This is a genomic window from Lacticaseibacillus camelliae DSM 22697 = JCM 13995 (assembly GCF_001311195.1).
Taxonomy (GTDB): Bacteria; Bacillota; Bacilli; order Lactobacillales; family Lactobacillaceae; genus Lacticaseibacillus; species Lacticaseibacillus camelliae.
In genome coordinates this window covers 1-12,238 of sequence record NZ_BBAJ01000067.1, presented here as the reverse complement: position 1 = coordinate 12,238, position 12,238 = coordinate 1, and the positions used below count along the sequence as shown (strand labels likewise).

Below are 12,238 nucleotides of genomic sequence, written 5' to 3'. Positions count from 1 at the left end.
AAAATTGAGGTGGTCATTTGTCCTGGCTGCCGATTTTTTTGTTGTTTAATAAGTTTAGCCGTGTCTAACTTTATTTTCTATAATTATTTTCTAGCTTTAATAACCGTTATTCATAGTTCTTGATACGAATACACATTTTAGCAGTCTGGCCTCGGCAGCAAGTTTGTCTAGCACTGCGGGTCAGCGACATTTTAGTTAAGGTCGGTTGTGAGAATCGCCGCACAATGAATCGCGCTTTCAGTCATGCTGATGCGGCCTTAAGCTCAGATGATGATGAATTGGTGTCAAAGGCCGACCATGCGGTTCGTTTTCCTTAGCCGCTGGCAATCGCTCAAGGCAGGATGACCTGTCGTGATTCTGACGCGAGTTCAGATAGCAGCACGTATAGTTGATGGTCTAATTGCTCAGAATCACGATGTCAGCAAGATGCATACTAGACGTCTGCTCATGGATGATTGAAATCCAATGCTTAGATAATTGTAGATAATTACGGAAGACTTATGGCTGCTGAGTTGCTGATGGAGATTCTGAACGGCGATGATGTATAGAAAGTTAAAGCCGTTGTATCGATTGATGAGGTTACGGGTAGTCAATTTGATCGACAATCGAAGACAGACAAGATATTTCGGCCGAGATTTGGCTAAGCGCCCGTCTCTTCGGCTCTCAGGAACAACTTCGTATAATATATATTATGTGAACTAGAATATATCAAAAAGCAAAAGGACTAAATTCACCCCTAAATGTCGTACGCCCCACTGTCCATTTGCCGCTCAGTTAAATGACTGACTATGTCGTTGTGTCTTCAGCAGCAATCATGACATGAGAATTGACTAAACCAAGCGTCGTCGATTTGCTGACAGCTGATCCTTGAACAGGATTGGTATGAAATCAAAGCCTGTTAATTTTTGAACTTCGGTTTTTTCCGAGTGCATGCGAGTTTGTATATCTCGTTCTTCGCGTTTTTGTGAGCCTTGACGTTTATGGCAAACTCGATACCGTGATCACAATCAACGATGGCAAATACTCTGTATACGGTTATTTATCGTTGATTGGTTCAAGTGCTTCAAGTCAGACTGGTTTGTCCTGAACGCTGACTATGTATGATGAATGCCACCACACACAGACAATAGGCAAATGTGCCTGAATTTTTGCAGAATTCCATCAGGCTTCATTTATACCGCGTTCTGCTCACGCAAATGTATATTTCAGAATAGCTGGCGCCCTTTTGTTTTCGACTGCGAATTCACAAATTTCTAGTACAGCTGGTTGGCACACAGAAAAGCCGCAGACTAAACGTCCACGGCTTTTCACGACTCTTAAAAAAATCGATATTAGTATCAGTTTCTCTGCTCTCATTTAATTGGTACGATGCCCCCTGGACTGGTTTGGCGTAGTAATAATGCCTCCAGAGTAACGTATTGCTAGAGTGATGCCAGGCAGGAAATCGTCATCTTCAAGGCAATATCGTGGGACGCTGTGCCGAAATCACGCGGGTTGTGGTTTTCAACGTCAGCAAGCGAGTCGCCTGTGAAGAGAATTTGACCAAACTGAACGCCGCGAAATTCGGCACATGCCGCTAGTGCCGCACTCTCCATTTCAACAACGGTGAATCCGCGCTGAAGCCGGTTTTGCACCTGCTTTCGCGTTTCCCGAAAGAAGCCATCGGTGGTCCAGGTGTTCACAACCTCAAAATTGATGTGCTGCACCGCCAGACTGCTCTGAATCTGTGCAGCAAACTTCGCATCCAATTGAATGATCTCAGCGGCGGGCAGATAATGAAAGGAAGTTCCTTCGTCGCGCAGAGCCGACTGTACAACCAGCATCTTATTTTCCGGCTGGCTGGTCAGCACGCCGCAGGAACCGACTGCGATGATTTGGCGAGCACCGTAAGCAATCAAATACTCCAGCACCTGGGCGGCTGCTGGTGCACCAAGCGGACAGCGGCAAAGCCCGATTCGCTGTCCGTCAATCGTGACGGCGTAAACGGGGAAATTTGCTGAGACAGTTTCGAAAATGCCTAGCTGCTCGCCGTTGTGTGCGGCCGCAAACAGGTTGACCTCTTCATCTTTCAGGATTGGGAATGCCATGCGCGCTGGAAAATGATAACCTTCATCGCGGAAGGGATTGATCACCGCGTCTGGGTTGGCATCATATTTTAGCAGTGATAGATCCATGACTAAACCGCCTCCTCGTGTAGTTATTGAACTAAATGTATCACAAAAACTTAGTCAGTATCTACCATGGAAATGTTTATGAAAAACACGTTTTATGAAATCTCGGCTTTTTGTTGGCACTGAATCAAAAAAAAGTCTTTCCGCAACTTTCCAGTAATGAAAGAGTCACTGGCATATTGCGGAAAGACTTAGCGTTTATTTTAGTGATGATCGATTGTGACTGGCGTACCTTCGGGAATCTTGTCGTAGATCCATTTGGCATCCGGAATGCTCAGCTGCACGCAGCCGTGTGACCCCGCGCGGATTCCTAAGTCGCTGGCCTCTTTAATGTCGTAGTGGCCTTGGGCATCAAATGGTACGGTGTGGAATAGGATCCGGTTCTGGTAAATCGACGTCCAGTAGTTGGCGCCCAACCGCACCGCCGGGCTCGAATTGAAGAAGTGCAACCCGCGCTGACCGATACTGAAGTGACCCTCGGGCGTCCGGCCGTCAATCCCGGTTGACGCATACATCGTGTAAAGAAGCTTGTCGTTGCCACGAATGTAGACGCGCTGACGATCCAGGCGCACTTCCATTGACAAGTGTTGAACGTGATCCAGATTTGGATAAGCGACCGTTTCAGAGGGTTGATGCCAATCGATGGGTTTTCTCATCAAAGATGGTTTCTTGTTTGGATGCGCGGCTGACCGCGCCTTTTTCGCATGTGACCTTTTTTTTAAGAGACGTTCGGGCCACACGTTGCACTCGCTCGTGATGAACGGCCTGCACCTGCTGGCGGCGAAGCGCAGCGGCACCGATTGCGAGCAGCATGACGGCAACCAGTAGCGCGACTAAACCGGCCCAGCGAGGAAAGCGCCGCCGAGTAGAATTTGCTGAATCATTTTGTTTGCGTTGAAGCATTCCCCAAAGGCCCCTTCCCGATTTTAACTCACGATTGTATCTGTGACCTTAGCTGATAACCACTGGCGTTCCGGTCGGAATCGTCTGGTTGACCCACTTGGCGTCGGCAATGCTCAGGCGAATGCAGCCGTGAGAAGCCGGTTCCTTGCCCAGCTTAGCGGCTTCCTTGGGCAGATAATGGCCGTTCACGTCTGTCGGAACGGAATGGAACAGATACCCGGTACCGTAAAAAGCCGTCCAGTAATTCGCGCCCATTTTTTCTGACGGCGTGTAAAAGTGATCGCCGCGAGTGCCGATTTGAAAGTGGCCCTTGGGCGTGCGGTTATCGATCCCGCTTGAGCAATACATTGTGTACGCCTTTTTCCCATTGACCAACACGTACACGCGCTGCTTGGCCACGTTCACGTACATGGCCACCTTGTCGGCACTGGTGATTTTCGGATATGCCACGGTTTCGGATGGCTGGTGCCAATCGATGGGCTTGCGCATCACCGAAGGCGCTGCCGGCTTTGCCGCGGGCTTAGTCTTAGCCGTTTTGGCTGGGACTTTTTTTAACCGGCTTTGCTTGCCGGCTGGTCTTCTCCTGCCGCGGCGTCGATGAGGCGGCTTGCAGGTGGCCAGTCACCTGCACACCCACTGCCAAAACGACGAGAATCGCCACTAGGCCCCATAACCAAGGCTGATAGCGTTTCTTGAGATGCGGAAAATGAACCTGACGCATGTGCGTTCTCCTTTAAAAACCTGAGTATTTTCGGTTACTTATTGTACCATACAATTGCACAGCTCGATATGGTGAACCGGCCTGGACCGGGCCTTCAGCTGAAAAAAAAGGCTCGGTGCTCGTCAGCGTTTGCTGCGAACAATCGAGGACTGCTTCGGCGCCGTACGGCAGGGCTGTGCGCGGATAAGCATGCCCGATATTGACGTTGAACAGCAATGGCAGGTTCCAAGCGGCAGTTTCATCGCGCAAGATCTGCTTATAATCATTGTAATACTGCTCGTCCTGTGGCTTGCCCGCAACGATTGCCGCCACCTGGTCAAAGATGCCGTAAGCCTTTAGGTGCGCCAGCATCAGGCGATAACTGGCGGGTTCAGGCCGTTCCTCGCTGGTTTCAATGAACAGGATTTTGCCCTGCCACTCTGCCCGCTTGGGCATCAGGCCATGATGGCTCGTTCATTGGCAGATAGTCGGCCAGACTTGCTGCAGGTGTTTCACATCGGTTTCGACCCTACTTTTCAGGCTCAGCATCGCGGTGGCGCTGGCGGTCCTTCCTGATGAATAGGATCAGGGCAGACAGCGCGACAAAGGCAATGATCACCGTGATCAACAGCCGGCGATTGCCGCGGATCAACGCGTCACCACCAAACGCGTAAATGGCGGCGACCAAGGTGCTGCCAAGCAAACAAACCAGCACGTGTGAGCGCGCCGACACTCGCAGCCGCACCGAGGCCACATTGACCAGCATGGTGGGAATCATCGGCACCGCGTAGCCAATCAGCAGACCAATTCTGGGGTGCTTCATGCTGACCAAGGCCTTGTACAGCCGGTTGGTCGGTGCCTTATCCCGCCGGTCGGCCAGCAGTTTCAAGACGCCACTTTGGATCAGATTGCCGGCGGTGAGTCCCGCGGCGCTGACCAGAAAGCCCGCCCAGTCGCCGAGGCAGACCCCGGTAAAAATGGCGACCACAGAGGACGGGGCGCGGGAATGCAGCACATCAGCACCAGCAGCCCGAAGAAGAGAATGACCTCCAAAGGCCCGTAGTCGCGGAGACTGGCGATCGCGTTTTCCGCCCGGGTGGTGGTGTCAAGCAGCAGTGAAACGGAACCGCGGTACTGCAGCCACAGACCGTAGCCAATGCCCGCTGCCACTAGCGCCCCAAGGAGCGATAAGGCAATTTTCAGCTGGCGTTTCACGAGACCACCTCCCAGTTGCCCCTAGTTTAACTGAACGCCGCGACTTACGCATGAAAATCCGTCAAAAAAAGACCCGCGAGCGGGTCAGAATCGTTAAAACAGAATGGCAAACGCGGCAAGTTCCTGCGCCGTCGCCTGATCAGGAAACGACATGTAAACCTGCATGCCGCCTTCGTCAACGTCGGCGAAGGCGCCTTCAAGGGTCTCATAGCGACTCGCCAAGGCTGGCAACGTGTATGCCAGCAGGCCATCCAGGAGGCCATGGTCCTGGCCCCAGGCACCGCCGAATTCGAGCGTGTTACCACGCAGATAGGTCAGGCAGTACGCAACCACGTTGTCCCCTTGCGCTAGGGCCAGCGGGGCAGTTGGCTCCAAATCGGTCAGGATGCGCGGCGCCCAGTCGTTATCCGAAAACGGCTTGACCGGGTCGACATCGTGCCGCTTTTGGTAAGTCAGGTAGGCGGTTTGGATCAGCGCGGTGCTTAAGGGTGTGCTTTGCAGCAAATCGCTTTGCGACAGCAGGCGCGTCCCTGGGGTCAAAGACACGGTTGCGGTTTGGGCCGTTTTCAGCACCAGCTTGGGCTTAAACGTCGTCCGGATCCGGCGCAGACCGCGGGAAATTGTCGCCGACCGCAGCGCCGACTGCGTGTCGGTGCTGACTGTCAGGATCCCGCGCTGGCCCGCATTTTTGGCCCGATCAACGACGGGCGTGAGCAGCGCGTCCGCCAGCTCCGCCTGCGGCAATGCCGCGGCTTTGGCCGTGGCCACGGTCACAAACCGCAGCAAATAAGGATGCAGCGGGTTGCGCCAAGTGGTCAGCGCGCCCACCACTTCGCCGTTAGTGCTCAGGAGAGTGGCGCCGTCGCGATGCGCCTTAAACAGCTCACGGTCCTCCGGCGTCCCAGCCACTGCACGGCCGCGTTATCATAAGCAGAATAGTCAAAATTCATGGTTTTGCCTCATTTTTGCGTCTCAGCAGCTCAGTACTAGTTGGCCTGGTGGGCAGCGATGACTTGGTCCAGCACCTGCACGACCCCGAATTCCTCGTTCGTGCCCGTCCGGTAGCTGGCGTACTGTTCCATGCCCGGCGCAAAATTATTGACCAGGTAGCTGTACTTCACGGCCTTGAGCATTTCCGCATCATTGAAATTGTCGCCAAATGCCATCATTTCATCGGTGGTGATGCCCATTTGCTTCCCGATGGCGCGCATGCCGTTGCCCTTGTTGATGCCGGGCATCATGATGTCGATCCAGACCGGGCCGGAGATGGCCGCTGAGAAATTCTGGCCAAACCGCGGTTTGATCACATCGTTAAAGACCGCCTTGGCATCGCCGTTTGGCAGGTAAATCGTGACTTTATCGGCCTCACCGGTCCAGCTGCTCAAGTCCTCGCGGTAGGACAGCTGGTGGTAGAACTCGCGGTAAACTGAGTCGTACTGTTGATCTTTGGTTTGGCCGATTGCCTCGTCGATGCCACAGATCAGCGGCAGACCGTCCGTTTCATCACGAATCACGCGCACCATTTCCTGCACTGTTGCGGTCGGCATCAGGGTTTTGCTGATGATCTGCCCCTGATAGCTGATCACCCCGCCGTTGTCGCAGATCAGTGCCAGCTTTTGGTGGTAGCTGGGAAAAATATCCTGCAGCGTGTACAGCGGCCGGCCGCTGGCAATGCCGAACTGAATGCCAGATGCTCCAGGCGTCCAGCCGGTCCTGAAACCGCGGCGGCAGCACGCTGGCTTCAGTCAGCAGCGTGTGGTCCATGTCGGTGGCGATAAACTTCACGTCTTTCAAACTCATGCGCGGTCTCCTTTAATGAATGCCTCGTAGTAGCTGATGGCGCCAACGCTTTGCGCGGAGGCAATCTTGCCGCTTTTGACGGCGGCCACGACCTCATCCAGCGGCACAAGCTGGCTGGTCACAAACTCGTCCTGGTCAAAGTGCTTCGGGGTGCGCTTTTCCGGATCAATGTGCACCAGCATGAGGTGCACGAGCTCGTCGGTCATGCCTTCGCTGGACCGAATGGCGCACATTTCGGTGATGTCATCGGTGACGTAGCCGGTTTCCTCTTCCAATTCGCGTTTGGCTGCGACCGTCGGATTTTCCCCCGGGTCCATCAAGCCTGCCGGCAGCGCGAAGGACTCCCCGTTGATGCCGACCCGGTATTCCCGGTTGATCAGCACCTGATCGTCCGGTGTGAGCGCCAGCATGGCGACGGCTGGTGCGTGCTTGATCAGGTCGCGCTCAACGCGCAGGCCGTCAGGGGTGTCGATGGTTTGCTGGATCACATCAAAAATGTGGCCGCTGTAAACGGTGCGGGCCGATAGCACGCGGCCCTTCTTTTGGGATGCATGAATAAACATAATTGCCTCGATTATTAACTGATTTATTTGCCGACGCAGGTACGTCAGGCGTCTATTCAATCATACCAAAAACCAGTCGAATAAGCGGCTGGTTTGAGATTACTTCGTGGTGCGGCTAAGGTCCTGGATCCAGGCGACGGCAATGGCCTTTTCCCCCAAGTGGGTGCCAATGACGGGCCCGAAGTACGAAATCTCAAACGGCACCTGCGGGAATTTCTGCTTCAGGTCGGCTTGCCAGGCCATGGCGGCGTCGGGGTCGTTCGCGTGGATGACCCAAGCTTTGACCGGGTAATTGACCTTCGCAAGTTCCGCGGCCAGCAGTTCTTCAACGCGCGAGTAGGCCTTTTTCAGCGAGCGGACCTTCTCAAAGGCGACAATTTTGTGGGAGTCGTCGTCGAAGGTCAGAAGCGGTTTGATCTTCAGCATGCCGCCGATGAACCCCGCTGCGTTGCTCAAACGGCCGCCGCGGACCAGGTTCTGCAGGTCGTTGACGATGAAATACTCACCATGGTTGCCCGCAGCGCATCCAGGGTTTGAATGATTTCGTCTGCCGCTTTGCCGGCCGCCGCCATTTTGGCGGCTGTCAGGACCAGTTCCCCCATTAAAATGACCGTGATCTGCGAATCGTAAACGATCACGTGTGCCGGCTTGAAGTCGGCCACGGCGGCGCGCAGCGTTTCCACAAAGCCGGAAATGGTGCTGGCCAGGTGAATCGAGATGATGGTGTCGTAGCTTCATTCGCCAGGTTTTCGTAGAGTTTCAGCACCTCACCCAGCGGCGGCTGGGACGTGCTGGGAAAGGTCTTGGCGGTGCGTAATTTAGCGTAGTATTCTGCAGTGGTGATGTCCTTGCCTTCATCGTACACATTGCCGTCCAAGATGACGGGAATCGGCACGATTTTGATGTGATTGGCCGCGATTTCCTGCTCGGATAGATAGGCGGTGCTGTCGGTCACGACGGCGATCTTCATTTGCTACACCCACTTTTTCTGAATTTGCTTAGAACAGCATAACATTATCTCTCTTATTTTTGAAGAATAACGCGCGGCTGGCGCTTTGCGTCGGGCCTTGAAAACCGGTAAAATGAGTAGCAGTAATTGACCGGCTGAACGCCGGCAGAAAAGAGGTGCGCGATGTCATTTGACGGTTTATTCACGCATGCGATGAACGCAGAACTGCAGCCCCTGGTGGGCGGCCGGGTCAATAAAATTACCCAGCCTTACAATAATGAAGTCATCATCACGATTCGGGCCAACCGCAAGAATTGGCCGCTGCTCCTGTCGGCGAATCCGCAGTTTGCTCGGGTCCAGATCACCCAGATCCCCTACGAAAACCCGAAGGTGCCAACTAATTTTACCATGACGCTGCGCAAGTACCTGGCCAGTGCCACTTTACAATCCATGACGCAAGTGGCCAACGACCGCGTGCTGCAGCTGGATTTTTCCACCCGCGATGAGCTGGGTGACGATTTGAGCCTCCGCCTGGTGGTCGAGATCATGGCGCGCCACTCGAACATCACGCTGGTCAACCTGAAAACCGGCAAGATCATCGACCTGATCCGCCACGTCGGCCCAGATCAGGACCGCTTCCGCACGCTGCTGCCGGGTGCGCCGTACATTCCCGCTCCGGCGCAGGATAAGGTCGATCCCTTTACCGATGACACCCGCGGCTACCGGGAACTGATGAAGACCAAAGACGTGCCACTTTCGCAACTCCTGCAGCGTCACTACCAAGGGCTGGCCGGCGATTCCGCCAAGGAGTTGGCCGCCCGCCTCAGCGCCGGCGAGCCCGACGCCGCCTGGGACGATTTTTTTTGCGCAGCTTGATCACCCGACGCCGACCATCACGACCGGCACCAAGGTGAATTTCTCCGCCCTGCCCTACCAGACGCATGAAGGCAAGCAGCAGACCTTTAACACGCTGAGCGCAATGCTGGACGCGTTTTACGCGCAGAAGGCCGAGCACGACCGCGTCCGCACGCAGGGCGAGAACCTGATCCGGCCGCTGAAGACGCTGATCGAGCGCGACGAAAAAAAGCAGAAGAAGCTGAAGCAGACACTGAAGGACACCGAAAAAGCGGACGACTACCGCATCCGCGGTGAGATCCTCACGACCTACTTGGCCCAGGTCAAGCGCGGCGACACCAGCGTCACCCTGCCGAATTTCTACGACGACATGAAGCCGCTGAAAATCAGTCTGTCCAACCAGCTGTCACCGTCAAAAAAAACGCGCAGAAGTATTTTTCCCGCTACCAGAAGCTGCGCAACGCCGTGGCCTACGTCAACGAGCAAATGAAGCAGAACCAAAGCGAGCTGGATTACCTGACCGGGATCATGGCGCAGATCGAAATCGCCAGCCCTAAAGACCTCGATGATATTCGCACCGAGCTGCAGGACGGCGGCTACCTCAAAGTCCACAAGCAAGGCAAGAAGGCGCCAAAGCACAAGATTGCCAAGCCCGAGGAGTTCTACGCCTCGGATGGCACCAAGATCTGGGTCGGCAAGAACAACCTGCAAAACGACCAGCTCACCCTGCACAAGGCGGCCAAAACGGATATTTGGCTGCACGCCAAGGACGTCCCGTTCCCACGTCATCATCGATGCCGCCAAACCCAGTGACAAGACCCTCATGGAGGCCGCGATGCTCGCCGCCTACTTTTCCAAGAGTCGCGCTTCGGCGAATGTCCAGGTCGACTGGATCGAGGTCAAGAAGATCCGCAAGCCTAACGGGGCCAAGCCGGGGTTTGTGGTCTATGAAGCCAGCGCACCGTCGTGGTGACCCCGGACGAGGCCGTTGTCGAGCGGCTCCGGCGCCAGCCCACGATGTAAAAGCAGTTACAAAAAGCGGCACCCCAGAGCAAATCTGAGGTGCCGCTTTGGCGTTGCTGGTGGTTAATCGAGGGTCTTAAGTTTGCCGCGGAAGTCGTCAATGCTAGTGTAGCCCTTTAGCAGCATGATGTCGCCAAGCTCTTTTTCGATCCGGGTAAAGACTGCCGGCCCTTCGTACCCAAACTGCGTGCCGATCTGCAGCATCGAGGCGCCGCACAAAATGTGTTCAAAAGCGTCGCGGCCGCTCATAATGCCGCCGACACCAATCACGGCGATGTCGGGGTTCAGACGCTGGGCCAAGGCACGCACGTTGGCCAGTGCGGTTGGTTGATACTAGCGCCGCCGATCCCGCCAAAGCCGCCCTTGGGCTTAATCGCCGCCGTTTCGGTCTCGAAATTGACAATCAGGCCGTTGCCGACGCTGTTGATGGTCGTGACGAAACTCAGTGGAAATTGATTGAGAATGTCAGCAATCGTATCAAAGTGCGCCATGTCGAAGTACGGCGGCAGCTTGACGCCCAGCGGCTTCTGGTAAAATTCGAACACGGCTTCCAGGGTTTGCCGGGTGGCCTCAAAATCGTAGCCCGTTTGCGGGTGCCCCGGCACGTTGGGACAAGACAGATTCAGTTCCACAAAGCCTTGGTAGGCCGAGTCGTTAATCTGGTGAAGCATCGCCAGATTGTCATCAAGACTGGTACCAGCCAGCGACAGGAAATTTGTTTTCCCTGGGCGTTTTTGCTCGTCCGCCAGCACGTAGTTAAGGTAATACGCCAGGCCGTTATTGGGTAGACCCATGGAGTTGAAGCTGCCGTGTGGCATGGTGGCCATGCGCGGCGATGGATTCCCCGGGCGCGGCGCTGGGGTAGCACTTTTCGTGACATAGGCGCCGGCATGTGACTGCACCAGCGCGTCTAAATCGCGGCTGGACTGGCAGCGGACACCTGCCGCATTCATCAAGCAGCGGTCAAAGTGGCGACCGGCAATCGTGGTTTCAAGGCTCAGCATACGATACGCTCCTCTTCTTTGGTTGCATCAAGGACAACAAGTCAGGCCTGCCAGTGCGCAGGATCCTTGCGCCAGGCGTGCAGCAGCGCCAGTTCATCCGCATCGATCTGCCCGTGCGCCTGCGCCGTTTGGATCAGCGTGGTGTAATTGGTCAGGGTGACGAACTTGGTCTTGGCTGCTTCAAAATTAGCGGTGAGCGCCGGCAGCTGGTAGCTGAAAATCGCCGCTACGCCGACGACATCCGCCCCTTCCTGCCGGGCCGCGGCTGCCGCCTTAAGGACCGAGCCGCCGGTGCTCAGCAAATCATCGATCAACACCAGCTTAGCGCCGGGGTCCAGCTTTCCTTCGATTTGCCGCCCTTGGCCGTGGTCCTTGGGCTTGCTGCGGACATAGACCAGCGGCAGGTTCAACCGCTCGGCGACCAGCGCCGCGTGCGGGATCCCCGCCGTGGCCACGCCGCCGATCACTTGCACGTCTCGGTACTGCGTTTTGATCAGTGCGGCCAGCCCGTCGCAATGCGCGTGCGCACCGCCGGATACGAGATGGTCAGGCGGTTGTCCGTGTAAATGGGACTATGAATGCCGCTGGCCCAGGTAAACGGTTCTTTTGGCCGCAGGGTGACCGCGCCGATCGTCAACAAGTCGGTTGCAATGGTGGTTTCAATTTCAGACATTTGCGTGCCTCCATTCCTCAGTAATGTGCTGATAAGCCAAGACTGGGTCAGCCGCTTGGGTGATCGGTCTGCCGACCACGATCGCCGAACTGCCCAGCTGTGCCGCTTGACCCGGCGTCGTGATCCTGACCTGGTCCCCTTTTTGACTGCCCGCTGGCCGAATGCCAGGCGTGACGATCAAAAAGTCTGGCCGCGTGATGGCCCGAATCAGGGGTGCTTCCTGGGCACTGGCGACCACCCCGTCGGCCCCAGCCGCCTGCGCCACAGCGGCGAGGTGCTGGACCGAATCCACGACTGGGCCTTCGATTTGCAGCTCTTGGTGCATCATGGTCGCAGACGTTGACGTCAGCTGCGTGATCGCCAGCAGCTTAGGAGCCGGCAG

The 12,238-nt window shown here is 55.5% G+C and carries 12 protein-coding genes and 4 pseudogenes; 1 reads left to right on the top strand and 15 read right to left on the bottom strand.

What is annotated here, in order from left to right; genetic code table 11:
- Positions 1-1,421 precede the first annotated feature (1,421 nt).
- The 12 genes and pseudogenes from JCM13995_RS10600 to JCM13995_RS10540 form a co-directional block, all read right to left on the bottom strand.
- On the bottom strand, positions 1,422-2,174 hold the full coding sequence (locus tag JCM13995_RS10600) for a nucleoside phosphorylase (RefSeq protein WP_054665441.1): 753 nt from the start codon (positions 2,172-2,174) through the stop codon (positions 1,422-1,424).
- Between the two features lie 200 nt (positions 2,175-2,374).
- Positions 2,375-2,827, bottom strand: coding sequence for a L,D-transpeptidase (locus JCM13995_RS10595; RefSeq protein WP_082397822.1), 453 nt, complete (start codon positions 2,825-2,827; stop codon positions 2,375-2,377).
- The gene (locus tag JCM13995_RS14645; protein ID WP_156314448.1) at positions 2,793-3,074 is read right to left on the bottom strand and encodes a hypothetical protein; all 282 of its coding nucleotides are present in this window, start codon (positions 3,072-3,074) and stop codon (positions 2,793-2,795) included. Before JCM13995_RS14645 ends, JCM13995_RS10595 begins: the two co-directional genes overlap by 35 nt.
- Positions 3,075-3,122: 48 nt before the next feature.
- A complete protein-coding gene (locus JCM13995_RS10585) occupies positions 3,123-3,563 on the bottom strand; it encodes a L,D-transpeptidase (RefSeq protein WP_054665432.1) in 441 nt (146 codons plus the stop codon).
- Between the two features lie 37 nt (positions 3,564-3,600).
- A complete protein-coding gene (locus tag JCM13995_RS10580; RefSeq protein ID WP_054665428.1) occupies positions 3,601-3,795 on the bottom strand; it encodes a hypothetical protein in 195 nt (64 codons plus the stop codon).
- A 12-nt stretch (positions 3,796-3,807) separates the two neighbouring features.
- The gene (locus JCM13995_RS10575) at positions 3,808-4,230 is read right to left on the bottom strand and encodes a S66 peptidase family protein (RefSeq protein WP_054665425.1); all 423 of its coding nucleotides are present in this window, start codon (positions 4,228-4,230) and stop codon (positions 3,808-3,810) included.
- Between the two features lie 73 nt (positions 4,231-4,303).
- A complete protein-coding gene (locus JCM13995_RS10570; protein WP_162230949.1) occupies positions 4,304-4,762 on the bottom strand; it encodes a VTT domain-containing protein in 459 nt (152 codons plus the stop codon).
- Entirely contained in the window at positions 4,678-4,989 is a 312-nt protein-coding gene (locus tag JCM13995_RS14640; protein WP_054665419.1) for a hypothetical protein, read from the bottom strand. Before JCM13995_RS14640 ends, JCM13995_RS10570 begins: the two co-directional genes overlap by 85 nt.
- Before the next feature lie 93 nt (positions 4,990-5,082).
- Positions 5,083-5,898: a hypothetical protein gene (locus tag JCM13995_RS10560; RefSeq protein ID WP_054665415.1), complete on the bottom strand. Its 816-nt coding sequence runs from the start codon at positions 5,896-5,898 to the stop codon at positions 5,083-5,085.
- 77 nt (positions 5,899-5,975) lie between these two features.
- Positions 5,976-6,626 (bottom strand): HAD hydrolase family protein, encoded by a 651-nt coding sequence (locus tag JCM13995_RS10555; RefSeq protein ID WP_263849660.1) that lies wholly within the window; start codon positions 6,624-6,626, stop codon positions 5,976-5,978.
- A gap of 159 nt (positions 6,627-6,785) precedes the next feature.
- Positions 6,786-7,352 (bottom strand): NUDIX hydrolase, encoded by a 567-nt coding sequence (locus JCM13995_RS10545; protein WP_054665406.1) that lies wholly within the window; start codon positions 7,350-7,352, stop codon positions 6,786-6,788.
- A 99-nt stretch (positions 7,353-7,451) separates the two neighbouring features.
- Positions 7,452-8,322, bottom strand: a pseudogene (locus tag JCM13995_RS10540) (DegV family protein).
- A 162-nt stretch (positions 8,323-8,484) separates the two neighbouring features.
- Here JCM13995_RS10540 and JCM13995_RS10535 point away from each other — a divergent pair.
- A pseudogene (locus tag JCM13995_RS10535) lies at positions 8,485-10,179 on the top strand (Rqc2 family fibronectin-binding protein).
- A gap of 63 nt (positions 10,180-10,242) precedes the next feature.
- Here the strand turns inward: JCM13995_RS10535 and JCM13995_RS10530 are convergent.
- The 3 genes and pseudogenes from JCM13995_RS10530 to JCM13995_RS10520 all read right to left on the bottom strand — a co-directional run.
- Positions 10,243-11,183: pseudogene (locus tag JCM13995_RS10530) on the bottom strand (dihydroorotate oxidase).
- A 41-nt stretch (positions 11,184-11,224) separates the two neighbouring features.
- Positions 11,225-11,856, bottom strand: a pseudogene (gene pyrE / locus JCM13995_RS10525) (orotate phosphoribosyltransferase).
- Positions 11,849-12,238 (bottom strand): orotidine 5'-phosphate decarboxylase / HUMPS family protein (locus JCM13995_RS10520; protein WP_173581561.1); only part of this gene is annotated, 390 nt, incomplete at its 5' end. The pseudogene pyrE and the gene JCM13995_RS10520, both read right to left, overlap by 8 nt.

Coding starts and splice junctions, on each gene's coding strand:
- JCM13995_RS10600 (WP_054665441.1), bottom strand. CDS start 2,174: ATGGATCTATCACTGCTAAAATATGATGCCAACCCAGACGCGGTGATC.
- JCM13995_RS10595 (WP_082397822.1), bottom strand. CDS start 2,827: ATGAGAAAACCCATCGATTGGCATCAACCCTCTGAAACGGTCGCTTAT.
- JCM13995_RS14645 (WP_156314448.1), bottom strand. CDS start 3,074: ATGCTTCAACGCAAACAAAATGATTCAGCAAATTCTACTCGGCGGCGC.
- JCM13995_RS10585 (WP_054665432.1), bottom strand. CDS start 3,563: ATGCGCAAGCCCATCGATTGGCACCAGCCATCCGAAACCGTGGCATAT.
- JCM13995_RS10580 (WP_054665428.1), bottom strand. CDS start 3,795: ATGCGTCAGGTTCATTTTCCGCATCTCAAGAAACGCTATCAGCCTTGG.
- JCM13995_RS10575 (WP_054665425.1), bottom strand. CDS start 4,230: ATGCCCAAGCGGGCAGAGTGGCAGGGCAAAATCCTGTTCATTGAAACC.
- JCM13995_RS10545 (WP_054665406.1), bottom strand. CDS start 7,352: ATGTTTATTCATGCATCCCAAAAGAAGGGCCGCGTGCTATCGGCCCGC.